This is a genomic window from Xanthomonas sontii, assembly GCF_040529055.1.
In the GTDB taxonomy this organism is placed as follows: domain Bacteria; phylum Pseudomonadota; class Gammaproteobacteria; order Xanthomonadales; family Xanthomonadaceae; genus Xanthomonas_A; species Xanthomonas_A sontii.
The window spans coordinates 1073601-1097785 of sequence record NZ_CP132342.1; the positions used below are offsets into that span (position 1 = coordinate 1073601).

General features: G+C 64.4%; 20 protein-coding genes and 1 pseudogene. 11 read left to right on the forward strand and 10 right to left on the reverse strand.

The genetic code is table 11. From position 1 onward, the window contains the following. The first annotated feature begins 76 nt into the window (after nt 1-76). The 3 genes from RAB70_RS04600 (at nt 77) to RAB70_RS04610 (ending at nt 5058) form a co-directional block, all read left to right on the forward strand. Nucleotides 77-1042 (forward strand): isoaspartyl peptidase/L-asparaginase family protein, encoded by a 966-nt coding sequence (locus RAB70_RS04600; RefSeq protein WP_265531601.1) that lies wholly within the window; start codon nt 77-79, stop codon nt 1040-1042. 172 nt (nt 1043-1214) lie between these two features. Further along, nucleotides 1215-3374, forward strand: coding sequence for a peptidyl-dipeptidase Dcp (dcp, locus tag RAB70_RS04605; RefSeq protein ID WP_265531285.1), 2160 nt, complete (start codon nt 1215-1217; stop codon nt 3372-3374). Between the two features lie 496 nt (nt 3375-3870). Beyond that, nucleotides 3871-5058, forward strand: a complete 1188-nt coding sequence (locus RAB70_RS04610; RefSeq protein ID WP_148830009.1) for a M35 family metallo-endopeptidase — start codon at nt 3871-3873, stop codon at nt 5056-5058. A gap of 161 nt (nt 5059-5219) precedes the next feature. Here the strand turns inward: RAB70_RS04610 and RAB70_RS04615 are convergent, their stop codons facing one another. Together RAB70_RS04615 and RAB70_RS21325 are read right to left on the reverse strand one after the other, a co-directional pair. After that, on the reverse strand, nt 5220-5615 hold the full coding sequence (locus RAB70_RS04615) for a hypothetical protein (protein WP_309252715.1): 396 nt from the start codon (nt 5613-5615) through the stop codon (nt 5220-5222). Further along, complete coding sequence (locus tag RAB70_RS21325) at nt 5512-5820, reverse strand: XAC0095 family protein (protein ID WP_408068858.1); 309 nt, start codon at nt 5818-5820, stop codon at nt 5512-5514. Before RAB70_RS21325 ends, RAB70_RS04615 begins: the two co-directional genes overlap by 104 nt. 551 nt (nt 5821-6371) lie before the next feature. Here RAB70_RS21325 and RAB70_RS04620 point away from each other — a divergent pair. Then, a complete protein-coding gene (locus tag RAB70_RS04620) occupies nt 6372-9320 on the forward strand; it encodes a DEAD/DEAH box helicase (RefSeq protein WP_148830010.1) in 2949 nt (982 codons plus the stop codon). A 181-nt stretch (nt 9321-9501) separates the two neighbouring features. Here RAB70_RS04620 and RAB70_RS04625 read toward each other — a convergent pair whose 3' ends face one another. The 4 genes and pseudogenes from RAB70_RS04625 to RAB70_RS04640 form a co-directional block, all read right to left on the reverse strand. After that, nucleotides 9502-9789 carry a hypothetical protein gene (locus RAB70_RS04625; protein WP_225851728.1) on the reverse strand — a complete coding sequence of 96 codons (288 nt, stop codon included), beginning with the start codon at nt 9787-9789 and terminating at the stop codon, nt 9502-9504. A gap of 49 nt (nt 9790-9838) precedes the next feature. Then, the gene (locus RAB70_RS04630; RefSeq protein ID WP_148830011.1) at nt 9839-10189 is read right to left on the reverse strand and encodes a VOC family protein; all 351 of its coding nucleotides are present in this window, start codon (nt 10187-10189) and stop codon (nt 9839-9841) included. Nucleotides 10190-10262: 73 nt separating this feature from the next. Continuing rightward, nucleotides 10263-10982 (reverse strand): annotated as a pseudogene (locus RAB70_RS04635) (DUF6597 domain-containing transcriptional factor); the annotation flags it as partial. A 76-nt stretch (nt 10983-11058) separates the two neighbouring features. Continuing rightward, nucleotides 11059-12027: a LysR family transcriptional regulator gene (locus tag RAB70_RS04640; RefSeq protein ID WP_017911632.1), complete on the reverse strand. Its 969-nt coding sequence runs from the start codon at nt 12025-12027 to the stop codon at nt 11059-11061. A 108-nt stretch (nt 12028-12135) separates the two neighbouring features. Between RAB70_RS04640 and aceB the strand changes: the two genes are divergently transcribed. The 4 genes from aceB to RAB70_RS04660 all read left to right on the forward strand — a co-directional run bounded on the left by aceB (nt 12136) and on the right by RAB70_RS04660 (nt 19178). Next, nucleotides 12136-13779, forward strand: coding sequence for a malate synthase A (aceB, locus tag RAB70_RS04645; protein WP_148830012.1), 1644 nt, complete (start codon nt 12136-12138; stop codon nt 13777-13779). A gap of 144 nt (nt 13780-13923) precedes the next feature. After that, on the forward strand, nt 13924-15219 hold the full coding sequence (aceA, locus tag RAB70_RS04650) for an isocitrate lyase (RefSeq protein WP_017908067.1): 1296 nt from the start codon (nt 13924-13926) through the stop codon (nt 15217-15219). Between the two features lie 247 nt (nt 15220-15466). Continuing rightward, nucleotides 15467-16510, forward strand: coding sequence for a diguanylate cyclase (locus tag RAB70_RS04655; RefSeq protein WP_148830013.1), 1044 nt, complete (start codon nt 15467-15469; stop codon nt 16508-16510). Nucleotides 16511-16538: 28 nt separating this feature from the next. Continuing rightward, entirely contained in the window at nt 16539-19178 is a 2640-nt protein-coding gene (locus RAB70_RS04660) for a putative peptide modification system cyclase (protein WP_148830014.1), read from the forward strand. Here the strand turns inward: RAB70_RS04660 and RAB70_RS04665 are convergent. Next, entirely contained in the window at nt 19118-19459 is a 342-nt protein-coding gene (locus tag RAB70_RS04665) for an NHLP-related RiPP peptide (RefSeq protein ID WP_148830015.1), read from the reverse strand. The two genes, RAB70_RS04660 and RAB70_RS04665, sit on opposite strands and share 61 nt — an antisense overlap. A gap of 102 nt (nt 19460-19561) precedes the next feature. On the opposite strand from RAB70_RS04665, the gene RAB70_RS04670 reads away from it, so the two are divergent. Next, entirely contained in the window at nt 19562-20728 is a 1167-nt protein-coding gene (locus tag RAB70_RS04670) for a putative peptide maturation dehydrogenase (RefSeq protein WP_148830018.1), read from the forward strand. Here RAB70_RS04670 and RAB70_RS04675 read toward each other — a convergent pair. The 3 genes from RAB70_RS04675 to RAB70_RS04685 form a co-directional block, all read right to left on the reverse strand. Further along, nucleotides 20723-21223 carry a cupin gene (locus RAB70_RS04675; RefSeq protein WP_148830016.1) on the reverse strand — a complete coding sequence of 167 codons (501 nt, stop codon included), beginning with the start codon at nt 21221-21223 and terminating at the stop codon, nt 20723-20725. The two genes, RAB70_RS04670 and RAB70_RS04675, sit on opposite strands and share 6 nt — an antisense overlap. Before the next feature lie 131 nt (nt 21224-21354). Then, on the reverse strand, nt 21355-22977 hold the full coding sequence (locus RAB70_RS04680) for a SulP family inorganic anion transporter (protein ID WP_265531291.1): 1623 nt from the start codon (nt 22975-22977) through the stop codon (nt 21355-21357). Nucleotides 22978-23086: 109 nt separating this feature from the next. Then, nucleotides 23087-23308 (reverse strand): hypothetical protein, encoded by a 222-nt coding sequence (locus RAB70_RS04685; RefSeq protein WP_309252716.1) that lies wholly within the window; start codon nt 23306-23308, stop codon nt 23087-23089. On the opposite strand from RAB70_RS04685, the gene RAB70_RS04690 reads away from it, so the two are divergent. Then, nucleotides 23307-23738: a hypothetical protein gene (locus RAB70_RS04690; protein ID WP_265531292.1), complete on the forward strand. Its 432-nt coding sequence runs from the start codon at nt 23307-23309 to the stop codon at nt 23736-23738. The genes RAB70_RS04685 and RAB70_RS04690 overlap by 2 nt on opposite strands. A gap of 234 nt (nt 23739-23972) precedes the next feature. Next, a complete protein-coding gene (locus RAB70_RS04695; protein ID WP_265531294.1) occupies nt 23973-24176 on the forward strand; it encodes a hypothetical protein in 204 nt (67 codons plus the stop codon). Nucleotides 24177-24185 lie beyond the last annotated feature (9 nt).

Genomic DNA, 24185 nt, shown 5'->3' on the forward strand with positions numbered 1-24185 from the left:
CTCCACCCTGCACCTGCCCGACGGCCGCGTCGAGGCACCGGTCTTCCACCGCTACTACGCGGTGCAGGACGGGCGCATGCGCGAGATTCCCGCCACCACCCTGGTGATCCATGGCGGCGCCGGCGTCGAGCGCGCCAGCAGCAGCCCGGCCGACCTGGCCGAGGCGCGCGCGGCCATGGAGAAGGCGCTGCGTACCGGGCAGGCGCTGCTGGCGCAGGGCAAGCCGGCGGTGGATGCGGTCGCCGCGGCGATCACCGTGCTGGAGGACTCGCCGCAGTTCAACGCCGGCAAGGGCGCGGTGTTCACCCACGACGGCCGCAACGAACTGGACGCGGCGATCATGGACGGGCGCACCGGCAAGGCCGGCGCGGTGGCCGGCGTGCACCGGGTCAAGAACCCGATCGAACTGGCGCGTGCGGTGATGGACCAGTCCGAGCACGTGATGCTGGTCGGCGATGGCGCCGAGGTCTTCGCAAAGCAGCACGGGATCACGCTGGTCGCGCCGTCCTACTTCCGCACCGAGAAGCGCTGGCAGCAACTGCAGCAGGCGCTGAAGGAAGAAGCCAACAAGCAGGCGCACGCCGATCTGGAAACCGCCAAGCACTTCGGCACGGTCGGTGCGCTGGCGCTGGACCTGCAGGGCAACCTGGCCGCCGGCACCTCCACCGGCGGCATGACCAACAAGCGGTACGGCCGCGTCGGCGACTCGCCGATCATCGGCGCCGGCACCTTCGCCGACAGCCGCTGCGCGGTGTCCGGTACCGGCTGGGGCGAGTTCTACATCCGCGCGGTGGCCGCCTACGACATCTGCGCGCGGGTGAAGTACGCCGGACAGAGCCTGGCCCAGGCCGCCGACGCGGTGATCGACCAGCAGATCCCCAAGGCCGGCGGCGACGGCGGTGCGATCGCGCTGGGCGCCGACGGCAGCGTGGCCTTCCCGTTCAACACCGAGGGCATGTACCGCGGCTGGATCGGCGCCGACGGCGTGCCGCACGTGGCCATCTTCAAGGACGAGGCGTTGCCGCTGCCCGGCGGGCAGTGAGCCCTGCGCGCCGGCGCCCCCTGCGGGGCGCTGGCGCCATGCCTGCGCCCGGCCATCTGTACGCCGGCTGGCTGCCGCGCCGGGCCGAGCCAATGGCACATGCCGCTGCCATGCAAACCCGGTAACGTGGGCGGCTGTCTTGGCCCCAAGGTCCTCCCAGGAGTTCCACCTCATGTCGCGTAACGTCGTTCTGGCCGCCGCCATCAGCCTGGCGCTGGCTGCCTGTTCCGGTAAGGAGTCCACCCCCGTGCCCGCCGCCCCCGCTGCTCCGGCCGCCGCGCAGCCCGCCGCCGCCGCCAACCCGCTGCTGACCCCCAGCACGCTGCCGTTCCAGGCGCCGCCGTTCGACAAGATCAAGGACAGCGACTACCTGCCGGCCTTCGAAGAGGGCATGAAGCAGCACCTGGCCGAGATCCGCAAGATCGCCGACAACCCGGAACCGGCCACCTTCGCCAACACCCTGGAAGCGATGGAGCGCAGCGGCGAGACCCTGACCCGCGTGTCGCGCATCTTCTTCGGCCTGGTTCAGGCCGACACCAACGATGCCCGCCAGAAGATCCAGGAAGAGATCGCGCCCAAGCTGGCCGCGCACCAGGACGAGATCAGCCTGGATCCCAAGCTGTTCGCGCGCATCAAGAGCCTGTACGACCAGCGCGACACGCTGACCCTCGACCCGGAGCAGAAGCGCCTGGTCGAGTACGAATACCAGGAGTTCGTGCGCGCCGGCGCGCAGCTGTCCGACGCCGACAAGGCCACCCTGCGCAAGCTCAACGTCGAAGAGACCACCCTGGCCACGCAGTTCCACACCAAGCTGGTCGCGGCCACCGCCGCCGGTGCGGTGGTGGTGGACGACAAGGCCAAGCTCGACGGCCTGTCCGACGGCGACATCGCCTCGGCCGCGCAGGACGCCACCGCGCGCAAGCTCGACGGCAAGTACCTGCTGGCTCTGCAGAACACCACCCAGCAGCCGGTGCTGGCCTCGCTGAAGGACCGCGACCTGCGCCAGCAGGTGATGGCCGCCTCGCAGTCGCGCGCCGAGAAGGGCGATGCCAACGACACCCGCCAGACCGTGCAGCGCCTGGCGCAGCTGCGCGCGCAGAAGGCCAAGCTGCTCGGCTTCGACAGCTACGCCGCCTACAGCCTCAGCGACCAGATGGCCAAGACCCCGGACGCGGCGCTGAAGCTGCTCACCGACACCGTGCCCGCCGCCACCGCCAAGGCGCGCAGCGAAGCGGCCGAGATGCAGAAGGTGATCGACGCGCAGAAGGGCGGCTTCAAGCTCACCGCCGCCGATTGGGACTTCTACGCCGAGCAGGTGCGCAAGGCCAAGTACGACCTCGACGAAGCGCAGATCAAGCCGTACTTCGAACTGGACAACGTGCTGCAGAACGGCGTCTTCTACGCCGCCAACCAGCTGTACGGCCTCACCTTCAAGGAGCGCACCGACATCCCCACCTACCACGACGGGATGAAGGTCTATGAAGTGTTCGACAAGGACGGCAAGTCGCTGGCGCTGTTCTACACCGACTACTTCAAGCGCGACAGCAAGTCCGGCGGCGCCTGGATGGACGAGTTCGTCGGCCAGAACGGCCTGACCGGCACCAAGCCGGTGGTCTACAACGTGTGCAACTTCACCAAGCCCGCTCCCGGCCAGCCGGCGCTGCTGAGCTTCGACGACGTCACCACCATGTTCCACGAGTTCGGCCATGCGCTGCACGGCATGTTCTCCAACGTGAAGTACCCGACCCTGGCCGGCACCGCCACCTCGCGCGACTTCGTCGAGTTCCCCTCGCAGTTCAACGAGCACTGGGCGTCTGATCCGAAGGTGTTCGCGCACTACGCCAAGCACTACCAGACCGGCGAAGCGATGCCGGCCGACCTGGTGGAGAAGATCAAGAAGTCGCGCACCTTCAACCAGGGCTACGCCACCACCGAGTACCTGTCGGCGGCGCTGCTCGACCTGTCCTGGCACACCCTGCCGGCCGACGCGCCGCTGCAGGACGTGGACAAGTACGAGGCCGACTCGCTGAAGAAGTACAAGGTGGACCTGCCGGAAGTGCCGCCGCGCTACCGCACCACCTATTTCGACCACATCTGGGGCGGCGGCTACTCGGCCGGCTACTACGCCTACTTCTGGTCGGAAGTGCTCGACGACGACGCGTTCCAGTGGTTCAAGGAGCATGGCGGCCTGACCCGCGCCAACGGCGACATCTTCCGCGCCAAGATCCTCTCGCGCGGCAACACCGTCGACCTGGCCACCCTGTACCGCGACTTCCGCGGCAAGGACCCCAGCGTCGAGCCGCTGCTGGAAAACCGCGGTCTGAAGAACTGATCGGCGCTGCGCCGATCGAGTGTGTGGAGAACGGGATGGCCTTGCGGCCATCCCGTTTTTCGTTGGGGTGATCTGGATATGCCTTGCGGCGCTGGTACTGACTCACTTCAAGGCGGCGAGGGATGCGGATGCCAGATGCGCTGGCTAGCAAAAACTCGACAATCCATTCCGCTGAGGTGGCAGTAACGGATATACGTCGTCCTCTTTCCGTACATGTCCGCGTCCCGCCGTGGAGGGCGCGATCCTCAATGCGGGCGGACTGCTCAGCCGCGCCAGTAGAGAAGGATGGAAATTTTTGTCTACGAGCATGGACGGTTCGAAATGAATTTTTATCGATCCAAACTCCGTCAGATCCTAGGCGTCAAATCTCTCTTGGTGCAGCAGGATCCGCATTGATGGGTTCAAAGGCCTGCGTAACAGTTGCAGCGACGGATCGCCTATGTACCATCAGGGCGTGGTTCGAAGATTCAACCAAATCCACCACGAGGAGAGGACGATGAAAGGAAACTGGATTGTGGGTATCGCGATGCTGTGCGCTTGCTTTGCGGCGTCTGCCGCAGGACAGCTAGACATTCGACTGGAGCATGCGCAGGTTGCCAGAGCCAGCTCTGGCGGAGCGGTCATTACGATGACTTTGACTAATGCGGGGAATCAGCCTATCGCGGTGCCTGATGCTTATGTTCCAGCGGTGAGCCGCGATGGGGTAATGCAAGCCAATCTGTTCCGCGTGTTGCAGGAAGACGGGAGCCCGGTAGACTACCGTGGCATTTACGTAAGCAAACTGCCGGGTTCGACGCCTGACGTCATCCTGCGTCCGGGTGAGTCGAGATCCGCGACGGTGGATCTGTCCCTGAGCTACCAGATCATGCCTGGCCGCCACTACTCTGTGACTGTGCAGCCTCTTCTGCGGTACCGCGAACTTCCGACGGCCGCCGCCGCGAACGCTTCCGATCACCCGAACCAACTCAAGGCTGCCACATCCAACCGTATTGAGGTCACACCGCAGGCATCGGCCGAGCCTCAATCCGATGCTCGAAGCATTGAGGCCGCAGAGGCTGTTGCCTGTAGCGCCGAACAGCAAAGCGCGATTCAGGAGGCGGTGCTCAACGCCGGCGACCTCGCCCTCGCAACCTCGAACTACACACAGTCGCTCCTTCAATCCGACGGAAACGGAAACCTTACGTTCAACCAGACTCCGCGTTACACGAAGTGGTATGGCCAGTACGGCGACCCGAACGACATGTCCAGCCCGAATGGCACGGTCAACGGAAAGATCGCGTGGAGGATCCACGTCAATGCAATCCGCCTCGGGAAGGAAGAGAATCAATTGCCGAATCCACCCACATTGTCCACGCAATGCAATTGCGAAAAGCAGGGAAAGGTTGATCCGGCGAATACGGTCGCGTGGGTGAACCCGTCCGAGCCCTACGCCATCAATATCTGTCCGCTGTTTTTCTCCCTTCCAGCCATCGGTAACGCGCAGAACACATACTCCAAGGCGGGGACGATCCTGCACGAGATCTCGCACTTCAACGATGGGTACACGAAAGGTACGGACGATCTGGGTAACCCCAACCAGCCGGTAGAAGACGCAAAGCTCTTAGCCCAATCTGCGAGAGATTTGGCAGCCGACGCCGCGAACAATATTGAGTTCTACAGCGTCAACCTGGAAGGTGATCAGTAGCGTTGCAGGCCACGTGGCTTGTGAGGTGGTGTCATCCCGGCATAAGTGTAGACCTTCGAAGACTGGCTTGGCGAAGCCAAGCATCGCAGCGAATTGGATTTTCACGGCGTAAGACTATTCATTTCCGAAGAGGCGCTCGTGCCCGCACGCCAATGTCGGGTTCAATGCAACTGCCTGCCTTTCGCGGGCGGCACCATCCACGGCAACGCATAGACCACACGCTCTTCGCGCACGCCATTGGACGTTGGGGCGCGCAGCGGCTGGCGCGCGATCTGCAGCAGTAGTGTGCGTATCGCGTTGGCAGCATCGCAGAGCGTGTCATCCGTCGCTGGCACCTGCTGGTCGGCACGCTCGGGCACATCGCAGGCCGCCACCATCCCAGTGTGGGCCGAGACGGAGTCGGCCAGCAGGGTGAGTCCGTCGATCTGCTCTTGGGTGATCCAAAACCCGCTGTCATGTGTATCTGGCGTCGCCTCGGCGGTTGCAGAACGCCCGGCGCTGTACGTCGTGTCGATCCGCTGTGCTGGATAAGACAGCGCATGCAGTACCAGATCCACCTGATCGGCCCAACATTTCCAGGCACAACGCCAGCTCGCCCATGCGCACCTTGGGCTCCGCAGCCCGCTCCTCGGCCTGCGTTCGCGGCTGCGCCAGCCGGAGCAGGAACCGCACGTGATCGCGCAGCTTCGCCAGCCGGAACTGGCTGTCCTCCGGCAGGAAATAGCCGGGCATGTCTTCGTCGTCCAAGCGATCGTGCGACATCGTTGCCTCCTCGTTCCATCAAGGGGTGCGCCCGCCAAGAACGGCGGACGGGAAGTCGGGAGGTTCGAAACCGCACGTAGCCGGCGGGCATATTTCCCCGAAGGGTGTTGTATTAGCCGCCCTCCCGACGCAGGCATCGCGTCGGCTTGCGCTTGCAAGCATGCAGGCACAAAAAACCCACCGGTTTGTCGGAGGTGGGTACCGCTACGTGAGGAGTTTCGACGCTCCTTGGGTCAAGAGTGCGACTGGTCGGTGAGTGTGTCAATAGATGATATGTAAGGCGTGAGCCAACCGACCCTCGAATCCAGTCAATCAGCCGTGTTGGCCATCTGATATGTTATTGCTCAGGCTTGCTAATGGGGCTGCAGGGCTGAATATGCTTGTGGCGAGGGTTTTGGGCCAGTGTTCGTTTTACGGAAACAGTAAATGCGGACGTGTAGGTTTTGGGTTTGAAGAAAAGGTAGGCCTAGTGAAGTATCTGGCTTGATTGAGAGACCGTTACGTTAGACATGTCTCAATACAGGAACGCATCAAGGAAAGGAGTTTGAAAAATGGACATCGACTATGACTTTTATGCGAAGAATGAGGTCTATAAAAGCTGGGCCGACCATCGGCTAATCTTTAAGGTTGCGAATGGTAAGACGGGCTTAAAAGGTTTCAGGTTGCCTCAAAGAGCAGCCGCATTCGCTGTCCTATCTCATCTCGATATGTCGCCTACAAAACCGGCAACTGTTGTGATGCCAACAGGAACCGGAAAGACCGACACCATCTTCGCACTTATGTTGGCAGGGCTGTTCAAGCGAACGCTTCTCGTCGTTTCATCGGATGCCCTGCGCTCACAAATGAGCGAGCGTCTTGAGTCCCTGGCGACGTTAAGGCTGATCGAAGTTGTAACAGACGAGTTGCTTTCGCCTAAGGTTCATTTGGCAGCAGGCTTAAGTGGTGCGTTCGATCTAGGTGCGATAGAAGGAGCAAATGTCACAGTCACAACTCCGGATACCCTGGCTCTACTTCAGACGGATGAACTACGGGAAGTCATGGGGTTTTTCACTCATGTCGTATTTGATGAGGCTCATCATGTGGTTGCCGAAACTTGGGAGCGCATTAGAGCTGCTGCCGATGGCAAGCCGGCTCTATACTTCACTGCTACTCCGTTTCGACTGGATGACCAGCGTATAAGCGGAAAAATCGTGTTTAACTACACGCTAAGGCAAGCCCAGCGCGATGGCTATTTCCAAGAAATTGAGTTCCATCCCATACGTGAATACCGGGAGGATATGGCTGACGAAGCTATCGCCAAAAAGGCTGTCGCTCTTCTTCAGCAGGACCTTAGGGATGGTTTTGATCACATCTTATTAGCGCGATGTTCGGGGATAGAGAAAGCCAATAGCGTCGCGGCCATCTATGCGAGACTGTCGGATGGGACAGACCTCAATCCTGCGCTGTTGCACAACAAGGTTAAGGGCCTCGCTGAAAGAAGAAAGGACGTTATTAACCGTAAGTGCAGAATTATCATTTGTGTAAACATGCTAGGGGAAGGATTCGATCTTCCTGAGCTCAAGCTCGCGGCAATCCATGATCAACACCGCAGTCCCGCTGTGACCCTGCAGTTCATCGGGCGTCTAACACGAGTCTCATCTAAGTTGGGACCAGCAAAGTTCATAGCTAACATCGCCAACCAACGTATCGACGGAGAGATGCAGGCACTTTACGCTTCCGATGCGGACTGGGGCATGATTATTCGCGAAGTAAGTGAAACTAAGATTGGGAGAGAACTGGAACGCCAAGAGTTTGAGGCGAAGTTCGAAGGAAATGACGACGCGGAGAAGATTGTTTCGCTCAACCCGAAACCAAACACGAGTGCGATTGCCTATCGCGTAAATCCTTCAGGATGGATGCCAAGTAATGTTGCAAAGCTGAGAGGACGGGGCGAGACGCTGGAGTTAAGTTCGGTCGGCGGTGACGATTCTATCGTCATGGCTGTAACCAAGCAGGCTGTTCCGGTGGAGTGGGCAGATAGCGCCTCCGTCATGACGACGACATGGAATCTCTACCTTGCATACTACAGACAAGTAGACAAGACGCTCTTTGCAACTTGCTCTGGCGATGAGGCACAGCTTGGGCGCTTTGTCGGCCTCATTGCTCCAGAAGCTCCAAGAATTCGTGATGACGCGGTGTTTCGTATTCTCAGTGGAATTGACCTTCTCAAGCTTCAGAACGTTGGGCTGATGCGAGGTGGCCGGGAAGTTCGATTCACCATGCATGTAGGTCAGGACGTTAACTCTGTGATGGAAGACTTGGAGAACGGAACGTCTGCCAAGACAAATGTGTTCGCAGTGGGGCACGCCAATGGAGAGAAAACGACTGCTGGATGCTCTACAAAAGGGAAGCTATGGAGAATGGATGATTCGGCAATTGATGAATGGATCAAATGGTGTGACCAAGTCTCAGCCAAGATCAATGATCAGAACATTGATACGTCCGACATCCTTAAAAATGTCCTCCGAAGCGAGAGGATAAAGAATGTTTGGCCTGAAGGACTGTTCTTTGCTGACTGGCCAGATCAACTCATGATCGAGACTGAGAGCAGGTGTACTATCACCGTCAACTCGGCTTCATACTCAATTACAGATCTGACGCTTGGGGCCCCGGTCTACGAAGCGCCGGCAATTTTGGCCGTGCCCCTCATAGCTTCACCGGAAGGAGAGCAAGAGCAAGAGTTGTTGAAAATAAAGATCACGCTTGGGGAAGACGGATACTCATATTCTGCGCCAAATTCCACTTTCACGGTGGGTGTAAAAAAACAGAGACTTGATGAGTATCTTAATAATGCGCGCCTGAGGCTGCTATCTGCTGATGGCTCAGTAATTATTGGAAACTACAGGATCTATTCGCCTGGCAGTCTCAATGTAAAACTTCCTTGGAATCACCTGGAGAGTTGGGTGTGGACTGATGTAGACATCAGCAGGGAGTCCATGATGGATCGAAACGACCTCGCTAGTGTTCAGGGACACACGTTCAGAGAGATTGCACCTCACTACGACATAGTCTTCGATGATGACGGAGCCGGTGAGGTGGCAGATCTGGTTGCCGTGCGGGTCCTGGATCAATGGATAGAGGTTGACTTCTATCACTGCAAGTACTGCAAGTCTGGCCAAGCTCCGGGTGGTCGTATCGAGGATGCCTATGTGGTAACCGGACAGGCAAGTCGATCTGTGAAATGGCACGCGAGGGGTCAAAAACTGTTCCAGCGGCTAATGGACCGGTACAGAAAGTCTGTAAGCAAGGGAAGGAATCGTCTCCTTAAAGGATCGCCTGAGGTCCTCGACTTGCTGCGCAGGAAAGCTAGAGACATGGAAGTTCGGATCGGCTTTGTCATTGTGCAGCCCGCCATTTCTCTGCAGAGCAATCTGGATGAAGTGTTGGCAGTACTCGGCACGAGCTACGTGTACATCAAGAGCATTGCCAACGCCAGACTACGCGTGATCTGTAGTCCTTAAGTCAGATTTTCCGGCTTGATGACCAGAAGTTTTGAGTAGCATCATTCTTCGTATCCCAAATCACCACTCTAAGGAGATTGGACCTGAAGAATGGCTTTCCGAAGAACAGGTCGTGATGAGATATCTCTTTAGTTGGCCTACGCCTACGACGCCTGCAGGCGGCGGCACGACCGCTTCGCAATCAGAACGCCACGCCCGCCAGCGTGCACGCCACGTCCCACAACCGCGCGGCCACCTGCGGGTCGCGCGCCTGCCCGGCGATCCTGGCCGGAGCCGGGTTGCCTTTCAGCTCGAACAGGCCGTCGGGCCCGTAGTACCCGCCGGGCTGAGCGTTCGGCGAGGTGGCAGCGTGGAGCGTGGGCAGGGCACCGGCGGCGGCGGACTGGGTGATCCATGCGCCCAGCCACTGCGTCGCCGCGCCGATCGCGGTGCGGCGACCGTCCACCGCCGGGCCATTGGCGATCAGCACGCGCGATCCGGACCAGCGCGGCCGCATCGCCGCGCGTGCGCAGTGGACATCAGCCCTCGCACCACACCGCCAGCTCGTAGCCGTCGCGGTCGGCGAAGTGGAAGCGGCGCCCGCCTGGGAAGTCGAACAGCGGGCGCACGATGCGGCCGCTGGCGGCTTCGATGCGCGCCTGGGTGGCGGCGAGGTCGTTGGAGTACAGCACCACCAGGGCGCCGCCGGGCTGCGGCGTGCCGTGGAAGAAGCCGCCGCTCAGGCGGCCGTCACGGAATTCACAGTAGTCCGGGCCGTAGTCCTGGAAGGTCCAGTCGAAGGCCTGGCCGTAGAAGGCCTTGGCCGCGGTGATCGAGGCGACGGCGAATTCCAGATAGTCGATGCGGTGATGCTGTTCGGCGCGGGACATGGGCGGTTCCTTTGGACGGGGCGCCAGTATCGACCACGGTGCGGCTGCCGACTTGGCGAAAACGGCCAGCTAAGCGCGCGTGCCGCTGCACCAGGTCGCGCGGGCGCAGGCCGGTCAGTTGCCGGCTGTCGCGCACCAGGTGCGGGGCGTCGCCGTAGCCGGCTTCGAGGGCGGCCGCGGTCAGGCTGGGATGCTGGCGGACCAGGCCCAGGAAGCGTTGCAGGCGCAGGATGCGCTCCAGGGTCTTGGCGCCGTAGCCGAACGCGTCGTGGCTGCGTCGCCGCAAGGTGCGTTCGCTGACGCCCAGCGCATGGGTCAGCGAGTCCAGCCGCGGCATTGCGTCGCCGGCGAGTTGTGCGAACAGCCAGGCCATCGCGGAGTCGCGGTGCAGCGGCCGGCTCGCGCACAGCGTGTGCAAAGCCGTCAGCGGATCGGCGGTGTCTTCCATCCGTGCCTGCCAGTCGCGGCCGCGGACGCCCCACAGCGCCTCCAGCGGCACACGCTGGTCTGCAATGGCGTGTAGCGGCACGCCGAGCAGGCTGGCGCCGGCACCGGCGGCCAGGCGCACGCCGGCGAGCACGCTGCCTGGCGCCAATCTGGCATCGGTGGCGCGGCGGTCCGGCCCGGCGACGAACAGGGCGCGGCCGTCCCAGATCAGGTCGACGCAGCCATCCGGCAGCACCTGCGTCGCGGCGGTCTCGGCTTCGCCCTGGCGGAATCGCCAACTGCAGCGCAGGCGGTCGCGCAGCGCCGGTGGGGCGTCGGCTTCGGCGTAGCGGGAGGGCAGGGACACGGGCGGTCGGTGTGCAGCGGGCGTGCCGCCACGGTAGCAGAGCCCAAGGGCGCCGCTGACGCGCGGCCGTGCGCGGCTACCGCTCCGAGGGCCCGCTCTCGTCGTAGCCGCGCGGGGTGAACAGGTCCGGCTGGATCAGCTCGATGAAGGCGCGTGCCTGCGGCGACAGGTACTTGCCCTTGCGCACCACCACGCCGTAGCTGCGCGCCGGGAAGTAGTCGCCCAGGGCGCGGGTGGCCAGGCGCGCGCGGTCGGCGTCGGTGAGGCAGATCGAACTGACGATGGACACGCCCATGCCCATCGCCACGTACTGCTTGATCACTTCCCAGCCGCCGACCTCCAGCGCCACGGTGTAGGGCACGCGCGCCTGCTGGAACACCAGGTCGACCAGGCGGTAGGTGACCTGGCGCCGCGGCGGCAGGATCAGCGGGTACGGCGACAGGTCCTCCAGGGTCAACTTCGGCTTGCGGGCCAGCGGATGGTCGTGCGGGGCGATCAGCAACTGTTCGAAGCGGTACACCGGGGCGTAGCTGAGGTCGGCCGGCACGTCGAGCATCGAGCCGACCGCCAGGTCCACCGCGTCCTCGCGCAGCAGGTCGGTGCCGTCGGCGCTGATCGCGTTGTGCAGGGTCAGCCGCACCTGCGGGTGGCGGGCGCGGAAGGCCTCCACGATCTTCGGCAGCAGGTAGAGGATGGTGGAACTGTTGGCGGCGACGTTGAGTTCGCCGGCGTCCAGCCCGCGCGCCTTCTCGCGGAAGTCGGCCTCCAGCCGGTCCAGGCTCTCCACCAGCGGCTGCGCCATCTCGTACAGCAACTGGCCCTCGCGGCTGGGCACCAGGCGCCGGCCGCTGCGCTCGAACAACACCACCCCCAGTTCGCGTTCCAGCGCCTGCAACTGCAGGGTCACCGCCGGCTGGCTGACGAACAAGGCCTCCGCGGCCCGCGACACCGCGCCCAGGCGCACCGTCTGGCAGAACGCGCGCAGCGGCTTGAGCCGGTCGGATTTGTAGGGAAATCGCGGGGTTGCGGCGTTGCTCGTAGCCATGACGTGATAGATATAAATCTTATTTATATAAAGCATTGACAAAACTGCTTTGTCAAATACATGCGTCGGCAGCACGGTGGAGCCCCGGAAACATCGAGGAATCCCCACATGTCCGCCCCCGCTTTCGCCACCGCTCCCGACCCGTCCACGCGCTCCACGCCGGGTATCGCGCTCACTGCTTCGCTGGCCGGCCAGGACGCACTGCTGCCGCCGCCGCTGCTGGCCCTGCTGGTGTCGCTGCACCGGTCGATCGAGCCGGAGCGGCAGGCGCGGCTGGCCGCGCGGCGCGAGCGCCAGGCGTTCTTCGACGCCGGCGGCCTGCCGGACTTCCGCGACGACACCCGCGCGATCCGCGACGGCGACTGGCAGGTGGCGCCGCTGCCCGAGGCGCTGCAGGACCGCCGGGTCGAGATCACCGGCCCGACCGATCCGAAGATGGTCATCAACGCGCTGAACTCCGGCGCCAAGGTGTACATGGCCGACTTCGAGGATTCGACCGCGCCGACCTGGCGCAACCTGGTCGCCGGCCAGCGCGCGCTGGCCGAGGCGGTGGCCGGGACCCTGACCTTCACCGCGCCGGCCGCGCGCGACGGCAGCCCGGGCAAGCGCTATACGTTGCGGCCCTACGAGGAGCAGGCGGTGCTGATCGTGCGCCCGCGCGGCTGGCACCTGGACGAGAAGCACGTGCTGGTCGATGGCCAGCCGCTGGCCGGCGGCCTGTTCGATGCGGCGCTGTTCGCCTTCCACAACGGCCGCGCGCTGCAGGCCAAGGACCGCGGTCCGTATCTGTACCTGCCCAAGCTGCAGTCGATGGAGGAAGCGGCGCTGTGGGAGACCGCGCTGGCCCACATCGAGGATATGCTCGGCCTGCTGCAGGGCCAGATCAAGGTCACCGTGCTGATCGAGACGCTGCCGGCGGTGTTCGAGATGGACGAGATCCTGCATGCGCTGCGCGGGCGCATCGTCGGCCTGAACTGCGGCCGCTGGGACTACATCTTTTCCTACCTGAAGACCTTCCGCCGGCATCCGGACCGGGTGCTGCCCGAACGCGGCCAGGTGACCATGACCCAGCCGTTCCTGAAGGCCTACTCGGAACTGCTGATCCGCACCTGCCACCGCCGTGGCGCGCATGCGATGGGCGGCATGGCCGCGCAGATTCCGATCGGCCACGACGAGGCGGCCAACGAGCAGGCGATGGCGCGGGTGCGCGCGGACAAGCTGCGTGAAGTCACCGCCGGCCACGACGGCACCTGGGTGGCGCACCCGGCGCTGATCCCGATCGCCCGCGCCGTGTTCGACGAGCACATGCGCACGCCGAACCAGCACGCGGTGCGCCGCGATGACGTGCAGGCCGACCGCGACACGCTGATCGCCCCGTCCACCGGCACCATCACCCGCGCCGGCTTCGAGGGCAACATCGAAGTGTGCGTGCGCTACCTGGCGGCGTGGCTGGACGGCAACGGCTGCGTGCCGATCCACCACCTGATGGAGGACGCCGCCACCGCCGAGATCAGCCGCAGCCAGTTGTGGCAGTGGCTGCACGTGGGCGGCCTGCACCTGGACGACGGCACCGCCATCGACTTCGCCCTGTTCGACGCCTGCCTGCGGCAGTTGCCGGCACGGCTGGGCGAGCGCGCGCTGCTGCCAGGCGGGGCGCGCGTGGACGAGGCCATCGCGCTGCTGGATCGGCTGACGCGCGACGAGGCGTTGGCCGACTTCCTCACCTTGCCGGCCTATCAGTTGATCGATTGATGGGAAGCCGGGAATGGGGATTCGGGAATGGGGAATCGTGAAAGCGGTCTCCCTGCATCGGATTCCTTCCGTGTCTGCCAACGCTGTCTATCCGACCACACCCCCACCGTTTCATCGCTGCATCCATTTCGAGGAGAACGCCAGATGAGCACCACGCTGCAGACCGCCGAACAGATCCAGCGCGACTGGGACACCGATCCGCGCTGGGCCGGGATCACCCGCAACTACACCGCCGCCGACGTGGTGCGCCTGCGCGGCACGGTGCACGTGGAGCATTCGCTGGCCCGGCTCGGTGCCGAGAAGCTGTGGAAGTACCTGCACGAAAAGGATTTCGTCAACGCGCTGGGCGCGCTGACCGGCAACCAGGCGATGCAGCAGGTCAAGGCCGGGCTCAACGCCATTTACCTGTCCGGCTGGCAGGTCGCCGCCGACGCCAACCTGGCCGGGCAGATGTACCCGGACCAGTCGCTGTATCCGGCCGACTCGGTGCCGGCGGTGGTCAAGCGCATCAACAACACGCTGCTGCGCGCCGACCAGTTGCACCATGCCGAAGGCAAGGACGAGATCGACTTCCTGCAGCCGATCGTGGCCGATGCCGAGGCCGGGTTCGGCGGCGTGCTCAATGCCTTCGAGCTGATGAAGGCGATGATCGAGGCCGGCGCGGCCGGCGTGCACTTCGAGGACCAGCTGGCCTCGGTGAAGAAGTGCGGACACATGGGCGGCAAGGTGCTGGTGCCGACCCGCGAGGCGATCGAGAAGTTGAACGCCGCGCGTCTGGCTGCCGACGTGATGGGCGTGCCGACCCTGCTGGTGGCGCGCACCGATGCCGAGGCCGCCGACCTGGTGACCAGCGACATCGACCCCAACGATCGCCCGTTCACCACCGGCGAGCGCACGGTCGAGGGCTTCTTCCGCACCCACAAGGGCCTGGACCAGGCGATCAGCCGCGGCCTGGCGTACGCGCCCTACGCCGACCTGATCTGGTGCGAGACCGGCAAGCCGGACCTGGAGTTCGCGCGCAAGTTCGCCGAGGCCATCCACGCCAAGTTCCCCGGCAAGCTGCTGGCCTACAACTGTTCGCCCAGCTTCAACTGGAAGAAGAACCTGGACGACGCCACCATCGCCAAGTTCCAGCGCGAGATCGCCAGCTACGGCTACAAGTTCCAGTTCATCACCCTGGCCGGCTTCCATGCGCTGAACTACTCGATGTTCAACCTGGCGCACGGCTACGCGCGCCGGCAGATGAGCGCCTTCGTCGAACTGCAGGAGGCCGAGTTCGCCGCCGCCGACCGTGGCTTCACCGCGGTCAAGCACCAGCGCGAGGTCGGCACCGGCTACTTCGATGCGGTGACCCAGGCAATCCAGCAGGGCCAGTCCTCGACCACCGCGCTGAAGGGCTCGACCGAGGAAGAACAGTTCCATGGCGAGAAAGCGGCCTGACCTGCAGCCAGGCGCGCCGATCGATCGCCCCTCCCTGGCAGGAGGTGGGAAGCCCGGGTTCGCCCGGGCTTTTTTTCATGCGCCGCCGTCGGCGGAACGGCGCTGTCTACCGCGTGCGACAGATCGCCGCAGCGGCGGCTGCGACGTCTCTCGCAGGAGCGAGATTGCCTGTGAAACGTATCGTGAGGGCGGCGTGTAGGTGCTATGCTCCGCGGACAGGGCCAGCGACGTCACATTAGGGGGCCGGATGAGCTGCGACAGCGCCGCATCCACCGCACGCGGCACAATTTCCAACGCTGCGGTCGCTCCGAAGCCGAACGAGCTGGCGGTGCTGACCGCCGCAGAATTGCGCCTGTTTTCCGAGTTCGGTCGCGCCCGTACGGTGCGCGCCGGCGACGTGCTGTTCCGCCGTGGCGACGGCGGCAGTGCCATGTTCGTGATCACCAGCGGCGTGATCGATCTGGATTTCGGCGAGGACCTGGTGGTCAAGCACCTGGGCCATGGCGAGTTCTTCGGCGAGCTGGGCCTGCTGATCGGCAATCACATGCGCAGCGCCGACGCGCTCGCCGCCAGCGACGGCGCCCTGGTGGAACTGGACCACGACGATTTCCAGCGCCTGGTCGAACGCGACCCGGGCGTGGTCGCCTACTTCCTGCGCCGCACGATCATGCGCGTGGTGATGAACGAGCAGACCCTGATCCGCCAGCTGCGCCGGCGCAACCGCGACCTGGAAGCGGCGCTGGACAACCTCTACGCCACCACCCACCAGCTCAGCCAGACCGAGGAGCTGGTGCGGACCGACGAACTGACCGGCCTGCACAACCGCCGCGGACTGATCCTGCGTCTGCAGGAGTGTCGCCGCGATGGCCGCTCGCCCGGCCCGGGCCTGCTGCTGATCGACTGCGACCGCTTCAAGCACATCAACGATGCCCACGGCCACCTGGTCGGCGATCGCGTGCTGCAGAACGTCGCCAACATCCTGCGCTCGGTGGCCGGGCCGGACGACACGGCGTGCCGCCTGGGAGGCGACGAGTTCTGCCTGCTGGTGGCCGCCGGCACGGTCGAGGACCTGCGCCGCATCGGCGAGTTCGTGCTCGCCACCGTGCAGAACCTGCTGGGCGTGCCGCACCCGGCGCCGCACATCTGCCCGGTCAGCATCGGCATCAGCCGCGTCGATCCGCATTCGGACTGGAACGACTGGTACGCCAACGCCGACGCGGCGCTGTACGAAGCCAAGCGCCAGGGCGGCAACCGGCTGTACTGGCACGACCTCGCCTCCACCCTCTGCTGAGCTACCGCGTCCCTGCCGAGCCGCCGCCATGACCGATGCCACCGCACCGCAGCCCGAGGTCCCGCAGCTTCGTACCCTGCTGCTGACCGACCTATGCGATTCGGTGACGCTGGTGGAAAAGCTCGGCGACGCCAAGGCGGCCGAGCTGTTCAAGCGGCACGACTCGCTGGTGCTGGAGTTGCAGCAGCGATGGCGCGGCCGTCTGATCGACCGTTCCGACGGGCTGCTGCTGTTGTTCGAACGGCCGATCGACGGCCTCGGCTTCGCCCTGGACTACAGCCGCGGCCTGCGCGAGCTGGGCACGCAGCGCAAGCTCGACCTGAAGGTGCGCGCCGGCCTGCACGTGGGCGAAGTGCTGACCTGGCGCAACAGCGACGCCGCCGTGCAGGTGGGCGCCAAGCCGTTGGAAGTGGAAGGCCTGGCCAAGCCGACCGCGGCGCGGCTGATGACCCTGGCCCGGCCCGGGCAGATCCTGCTGTCGGCGGTGGCCGAGTCCTTGACCCACCGCGCCGCCCGCGAGCTGGGCGAACGCGGCGAGCGCCTGCTGTGGAAATCGCACGGCCGCTGGCGCTTCAAGGGTGTGCCGACCCCGCTGGAGATCTACGAAGTCGGCGAGATCGGCCACACCCCGCTGCGCGCGCCCAAGCCCACGCCCAAGGCCTGGCGCGACATCCCGCTGTGGCGGCGGCCGGCGGCGCTGGCGGCGGAAGCGGCGCTGATCGCCGCGTTCGCCGTCGGCGCCTGGTTCGTCACCCGCCCGCAGCCGGCCATCGCCTTCGCCGAACGCGACTGGGTGGTGGTGGGGGATTTGCGCAATCTGACGGGCAATCAGGTACTCGACGAATCGCTGGATCAGGCATTCCGGATCAGCCTCGAGCAGTCGCGTTACGTGAATCTGCTGAGCGATCTCAAGGTGCGGGATACCTTGGCGAGGATGAAGCGTCATCCCAACAGCCGCGTGGATCGGGCACTCGCATCGGAAATCGCATTGCGCGACGGCGCACGTGCCGTGATATTGCCGACCGTCGCTGAAGTGGGTGGGCGCATCCAGGTCACTGCCGAGCTGATTGATCCGGTGACGCAGGCGACGGTTTATACCGAATCCAAGACCGGACGTGGCCTGGAGTCGGTATTGGCGTCGGTGGACGCCGTCAGTGGGCAGCTACGGCGTGAACTCGGGGAGGCCATGCAGTCGGTGGAGCAGGCATCCAAGCCACTTCCACAGGTCACCACGTCCAACCTCGATGCACTGCGCGCCTATGCACTCGGTGTGGAAGCCACTGCTGCTGGAAAATGGAAACAGGCCGAGCAGAGTTTCCGGGTCGCGACCGACCTGGATCCACAGTTCTCCCTGGCGTATCTGGGGATTGCCCGAGTGCTTGCGGCGACATCTGATAGGGCGGCAGCGTTGCCTTATCTAGCGCGCGCGACTCAGTTTTCAGACCGGCTGCCTGCGCGGGATCGCCTGTACCTCAGCGCATGGACAGACGAATTGAAGGACAGCCCTGCGGCGCTCAGCGGATGGCAACAGCTATCACGCCTGTATCCCGACAATTTTTCTGGGCACGGGAATGCGTTCTGGCATTTGTTCCAGGCCAATCGCTTCGATGAGGCGTTGTCGCATGCAGTTGCTGCAGACACGCAACAGGATCCGTATCAATCGATAGCGATCGACGATATTGGTCGCGTCTATCTCGTAAAAGGGCAGTTGCGACGGGCCAAGGCCCAGTTCACGGAGTTCGCATTGAAGGGCAAGAGCGGTCCTGCGCGCAGGCTGGCGAATGTGCTTGCGCTCCAGGGCAACTATCCTGAAGCGGAAGCGCAGCTTCGTTCGATTCCCCCTAGCGGCTATCCGGATGACGATCTTGTGCCTCACTTGGACCTGATCACGATCAAGGTGGATCGGGGAGACTGGGCTGCGGTCACCACGCAGGTGCGCGAGGCGATTGAAGCCAGCGGTTCCGCCAACGACTTCACCCAAGCACAGTTCGGGTTCGTTGACCTATCGATCCAAGCCATGACGCAGCAGGCAGCCGACGTGTTGCCGCGTTTGAGACAATGGCAAGACGGTCAGTTGCAACGATTGGGTCGGGCCGCTCCTGGTCAACCTTATGCCGCTGATCGTGCTGCCCTGATCCTTGCTGTCGCCCACCTGGCGCAGCGTTTGGGAGATGACAGCCTGTCATCGCGTGCATTGAAGGCAACTGCGCCATGGACTGAAGCGACCGCGGACCCTGTACTCGTCAAGTTGACGAGGATCGTGCAAGCAGGTCGTTATCGCCTCGGCGGCGACTACGCGAGGGCGCTGGAGCTATTGGCTCCGCGCGACGATGACCTGTTGCAGGGGCGAGTGGCCTTGTACCTCACCTTGCAGGCATCGGGCGATTACCGTCAGGCACTTGAACAGGCTGAGTGGATCGGCAGCCATCGTGGACTCGCCTACGGAGAGGCATCGGCCGCGCAGTCATTGCAAAGCTTGAATGTCGCCGATACGCGAATGGCTGAGCGGTGGGCTGCCGAAACCCTGTCGCGTCTGGACAGGGTTCCGGATGCAACGCGGAGGATGCAGGCGCTGCGGGCCGCGTGGCCGAGCGTCGCCATGCCGCCTTACTTGAGAGAAACGCTCGAAGCGACCTTGCCTGCTTCGAAGCAGAAGATGACGTGGTGATTGCCATCCACGGTCAGATGGCTGACCAGCTCCGCTCGCGCCTGTGCGATTTCTTCCTTCGAGGCCAGTTGCTGCGAGGTCATGCAGTAGAACGGAGCGCCTTGCTTGGGCGGGCTCGCATCATTGGCCAGTGCTTGGGCCGCCGGGGCGTAGCCCAGGCTGGCAAGCGCCGCAGCCGGATTCTCCTGGAATGTGGTACGGAAGGCGTCGTCCGTGCTCAGCAGTTCGAGCAGGCGGTCGGCGATATCGGCGGGCAACGGATCATGGTTGGCGGCATTCATGGCAGGATTGGTCTCCAAAGAGCGGTGGGATGGGGGCCACAAAAGGGACTGCGGCAACTCTCTATCGGCATCATCGCCGCCTAATTGAACGGATTTCCGGATATGCGTGTACGCCGCTGCTTTCATCTGTTTCTGGAGCCGCGCGACGTTGGCCGGTTCGATCTGGCCTCCTTGCTCGCAGGGGGCAACGGTCTACGGCGAGAGAGGCGCTGGATCGCCTTGGCTCCCCATCTTGAAGTCGAGTTGGAGGTCGAGGCCAGCGAGCGGGAGTTGCTGGGCTCGCTGTGTGCAGTCGAATGGACCGAGGCAAGCACCTTGCCCGAGGAGGCGATCCGACTGATCGAGATCGGTCTCCTGGTTCGCGAGGATGACATCGCTCAGGATGGCTTTGCCGGTCGCGATGCCGCCATGCGCGCCACGTACTGGTGGGGCCCCGCAGCCTTGTCCCACAGATTCGGTCGCTGGCAGGGAAGCGACAGTGTGGCGTCGATGGAAGCCAACGGGCTGACGACGGCGGCCGGTCTGTGTGAAAAGCTCGGCCCGCCGCCTTCCGAAGTGGATTCGCGCTGTGCGCCCGAAGTGCGCTTGCCCTTGCCTCGCCAGGCGGAAGACGCGTTCGACGCCTTACTTGCCCGCCGTGCGACTTGCCGAAATTTCGACACGGCGCGGCCACTGCCACTAGCGGAGTTTTCGCAGTTGCTGCAGCGAGTCTTCGGCGCGCGTGCCAGGATCGAGGCGAACGACATGGCGGCCTTCCTGAAGAAGAATGCGCCCTCTGCTGGCGGTCTACATGCTACCGAGTGCTATTTGCTGATCCAACGGGTGGATGGGCTCGCGCCTGGCGTGTATCACTACAACCCGGTTGAGCATGCACTTGAGCCGCTGCCTCCACCAGAAATGGCGCTTGGTGAATTGGCACGTACCGCGGTTGCCGGCCAGTACTGGTTTGCAGACGCGCCGGTACTAGTGGTGATGGTGCCGCGCTATGCTCGGATATTCTGGAAATACCGCCATCACCCGAAGGCATACCGTGCTCTGTTGCTTGACATCGGGCATCTATCGCAGTTGTTGTATCTATGCGCCACTCAGGCCAAATGGGGTGCCTTTGTCACGTCGGCAATCAACGAGGTGGACATCGAGCAAGCATTTGGGCTGGATGGCCTGCATGAAAGCCCTTTGGCAGTGTGTGGCTTTGGTTGGCGTGCGCAGATGCTTGCCACTGCCGAGTTTGATCCGGGCGGTGATGTCTGGCAGGCGGATGTCTCATAGCGCTGACCTCTCCCACTGCTCCAGCAACGGCCCCTCCGCCCCAAACAGCGGATCGATGCACGGAACCGGCACCTGCGCGATCCGTTGCAGCATCGTGGCGTCGGGCGCCTGACGGCAGATGTCCCAGTCCTGGCCGTCCGGATAGGCGCCGACGACCATGAAGTCGGCGCTGGCCGACAGCCGGCAATGGCCTGTCCCGGCCGGCAGTAGCAGCGCATCGCCGGCAGCGAGCGCGACCTCGATGCCGACCGGGCCGCCGAGCAGCACGCGGGCGCTGCCGCGGGCGACGCCGAGCATTTCGTGCGCGGTGGAATGGTAGTGGTGATAGTCGTAGATGCCGTCGCGCCATTGCGGCGGCCAGCCGTGCGCGGCGAAGCGGCGTTCGAAGCCGTCGGCGTCGAGGGTGCCGACGCACTGCCGGTAGTGCAGCACTGGCAGGAACGGGTGGTTGGGCACCCAGTCGTGTGGCGGCAGTTGCCAGTGGTCCAGTGACATCGGCGGATCTCCTGCATGGCCGTTAGCAGTTCGATGCTAATCGGCCGATGTCGTCGCCATGTCGGCACGCGGGACGGCGCGCGGCGTGACCGCGCGCTGCGCCGTGCCGACACGATCGTCCCGGCCGGGCCTCAATGCAGCGGAACGCTTTCCACATCGTCGCGCTGGTGCCTGCCCAGCCGCCCGACCATCGCCGCACTGTCCGGGTTCAGTCCCAGCACCTGGACCTGCGCGCCGTGGCGACGGAATTTCATCACCACCTGATCCAGCGCGCCGATGGCGCTGATGTCCCAGATGTGCGCGTCGCTCAGATCCAGGGTGACCCGCGCCGGCGCGTGGGCGAAGTCGAAGGCACCGGCGAAGCCGCCGGCCGAGGCGAAGAACAGTTGGCCGCGGATGCGGTAGGTGTGGCCGCCATCGGCGTCCTCGCTGCGCGCGATGTGCAGCATGCGCCCGACCTTGCGCGCGAAGAACAGCGCCGACAGCAGCACGCCGGTGAGCACGCCGCGCGCCAAGTCGTGGGTGGCCACGGTCACCGCGACGGTGCCGAGCATCACCACGCTGGAACTGGTCGGATGGGTGCGCAATTGCGCCAGCGAGCGCCAGCTGAACGTGCCCACCGAGACCATGATCATCACCGCCACCAGCGCGGCCATCGGGATCTGCCGCACCCAGGCGCCGGCGAACACTACCAGCAGCAACAGCACGCTGCCGGCGACCAGCGCGGACAGCCGGCCGCGCCCGCCGGACTTCACGTTGATCACCGATTGCCCGATCATCGCGCAGCCGGCCATGCCGCCGAACAGGCCGCTGACGATGTTGGCCACGCCCTGGCCCACGCATTCGCGGTTCTTGTCGCTGGGCGTGTCGGTCATGTCGTCGACGATCTGCGCGGTCATCATCGACTCGAGCAGGCCGACCACCGCCATCGTCGCCGATACCGGAAACACGATCCGCAGCGTCTCCAGCGTCCACGGCACGCTCGGCAGCAGCAGGCTGGGCAGGCGATCGGGCAATTGCCCCTTGTCGCCGACGGTGGGGACGTGGATGCCGAAGTACAGTGCCAGCCCGGTCAGCAGCACGATCGCCACCAACGGCGGCGGCACGGCCAGGCCGCGCGTCCAGCGGTGCCCCAACAGCAGCGCCGCGGCGCCACCCACGGCGACCGGCAGCAGCGTCCACGGCGCCATGCTGCCTGCCGTTAGGGCCGCGCCCAGCACCAGCAGCCACAGGCCGATGCCGGGAAAGCTGCGCCGCGACAGCCAGGGCAGGCCGTAGATCAGCAGCAGGCCCAGCGCCACCAGCGGATACACCGGCACCGGTACGCCGATCAGCTCGGGCAGTTGCGCCATGAAGATCAGGATCGCCAGCGCATTGACGAAGCCGGTGATCACCGAGCGCGAGACGAAGCGCATCAGCGCGCCGAGCTTGAACAGCCCGGCCAGGATCTGCAGCACGCCGGTCAGCAGCGTGGCTGCGAGTAGATAGGGCACGCCGTGCTCCTTGACCAGGCCGATCATCAGCAGCGCCATCGCGCCGGTGGCGGCGGAAATCATGCCGGGGCGCCCGCCGGCGAAGGCGATGGTCACGCAGATGCAGAAGGCGGCATAGAGGCCGATCTTGGGATCGACGCCGGCGATGATCGAGAACGCGATCGCCTCGGGAATCAGCGCCAATGCCACGACCAGGCCGGCGAGCACGTCGCCACGGAGATTGCCGCACCAGGACTGGCGCAGGGAAGAGGAAAATTTCAAGGTAAACGCTCCCGAAACCGCCCTGTCGCAGGGCAGCGCTCGCTGTATGCAATGGAAAACCAACAACCTGCGGCCTGCCGTCGAGGCGGGCCGATGCAAGCTGCGGGTGTCAGGGTGGCGTCATGGGAAGCGCGTAGTGAGAGAGCGGCGCGAGCAGGCGCGCGGCCAGTATACGCGATGGCTGCCGCCGCGCCCGCTGTGACCGCCTGTACGCCACCACCACCACCACCACCGCCACCGCCACCGCCACCGCCACCGCACGACTCACGTTGCGCTCACTTTCGCCGCGCAGAATGTGCGGATCGCAACGCCGTATCGTGGAGTCGGCCATGCAGGATCTTCGCATCAATCATGTCGATGGCGCCTTGTCCGCCCTGGACCAGGCCGACCCGCAGTACAAGGCCGCGCTGTGGCAATGGGCGTGCCTGGAAATGCTGCACGAGACGCTCACTGCCATGCACCAGCTCTCGCACCGCGCCGGCGTGGCCGAACTGGTCGCCGACGCCTGGCTGGCCCCGGTCGACGTCATCGCCCCGGAGCAGCCCTTCCTGGAGCGCGCCGCGCTGGCCGATTCGCGCGTGCAGGCCTTCGCACTGGCACTGAATGCGGCGGCATCGCGTCAGTCGCGCGCCGACTTGTGGCGCAGCGGCTATGCCAGCGCGGTGCAGGCCACCTTGCAGGGCATGCAGGCGCTGGCCGGCAAGCATCGGATCGATGCCCGCTTGCCCGCCCACCATGCCACGGCGACGGCTGCGGCCTGAGCACGGTGTCGACCACAGCGTTCGTGCGTTGCTGCGCTGACGATCGACCGTGATGACGCTATTGCTCGCACTGGCTGTGTGCTCGCACTGAGTCGTCTTTACCGCAAGCGCGACGCGCATCGCCTACGCGATGATGCGGTTGACCGGACGCGGGCGGCCATTGTTTTCGCGCGATGACACGCGCACCACATCGCGTTCACCCCCATGCGACAGCCCGCGCGACAGCCTTGCGCCATGCGTCACGACGACCGCCACTCTGCGGCCCCTCCTTCCGCGTCCGCGCCCCAGCATCGACGCGCGCGCGATGCCAGCGGCACTCCCGAAGCCGCTGCCTGGTGGCGGCAACTGCGCGCCAGCCGCTGGCTGCGCGTGGTTGCCGCGCTGCTGGCGCTGGCCGCGGCCGCCGTGTTGCTGCTGCAGTGGTACGACCATGGCTGAGGCAGCGCG

Coding starts and splice junctions, on each gene's coding strand:
- RAB70_RS04655 (WP_148830013.1), top strand. CDS start 15,467: ATGAGCTGCGACAGCGCCGCATCCACCGCACGCGGCACAATTTCCAAC.
- RAB70_RS21325 (WP_408068858.1), bottom strand. CDS start 5,820: ATGTCGCACGATCGCTTGGACGACGAAGACATGCCCGGCTATTTCCTG.
- RAB70_RS04630 (WP_148830011.1), bottom strand. CDS start 10,189: ATGTCCCGCGCCGAACAGCATCACCGCATCGACTATCTGGAATTCGCC.
- RAB70_RS04670 (WP_148830018.1), top strand. CDS start 19,562: ATGCGTGTACGCCGCTGCTTTCATCTGTTTCTGGAGCCGCGCGACGTT.
- RAB70_RS04665 (WP_148830015.1), bottom strand. CDS start 19,459: ATGAATGCCGCCAACCATGATCCGTTGCCCGCCGATATCGCCGACCGC.
- RAB70_RS04695 (WP_265531294.1), top strand. CDS start 23,973: ATGCGTCACGACGACCGCCACTCTGCGGCCCCTCCTTCCGCGTCCGCG.
- RAB70_RS04690 (WP_265531292.1), top strand. CDS start 23,307: ATGCAGGATCTTCGCATCAATCATGTCGATGGCGCCTTGTCCGCCCTG.
- RAB70_RS04685 (WP_309252716.1), bottom strand. CDS start 23,308: ATGGCCGACTCCACGATACGGCGTTGCGATCCGCACATTCTGCGCGGC.
- RAB70_RS04675 (WP_148830016.1), bottom strand. CDS start 21,223: ATGTCACTGGACCACTGGCAACTGCCGCCACACGACTGGGTGCCCAAC.
- RAB70_RS04660 (WP_148830014.1), top strand. CDS start 16,539: ATGACCGATGCCACCGCACCGCAGCCCGAGGTCCCGCAGCTTCGTACC.
- aceA (WP_017908067.1), top strand. CDS start 13,924: ATGAGCACCACGCTGCAGACCGCCGAACAGATCCAGCGCGACTGGGAC.
- RAB70_RS04610 (WP_148830009.1), top strand. CDS start 3,871: ATGAAAGGAAACTGGATTGTGGGTATCGCGATGCTGTGCGCTTGCTTT.
- RAB70_RS04620 (WP_148830010.1), top strand. CDS start 6,372: ATGGACATCGACTATGACTTTTATGCGAAGAATGAGGTCTATAAAAGC.
- RAB70_RS04640 (WP_017911632.1), bottom strand. CDS start 12,027: ATGGCTACGAGCAACGCCGCAACCCCGCGATTTCCCTACAAATCCGAC.
- RAB70_RS04600 (WP_265531601.1), top strand. CDS start 77: ATGCGCGAGATTCCCGCCACCACCCTGGTGATCCATGGCGGCGCCGGC.
- aceB (WP_148830012.1), top strand. CDS start 12,136: ATGTCCGCCCCCGCTTTCGCCACCGCTCCCGACCCGTCCACGCGCTCC.
- dcp (WP_265531285.1), top strand. CDS start 1,215: ATGTCGCGTAACGTCGTTCTGGCCGCCGCCATCAGCCTGGCGCTGGCT.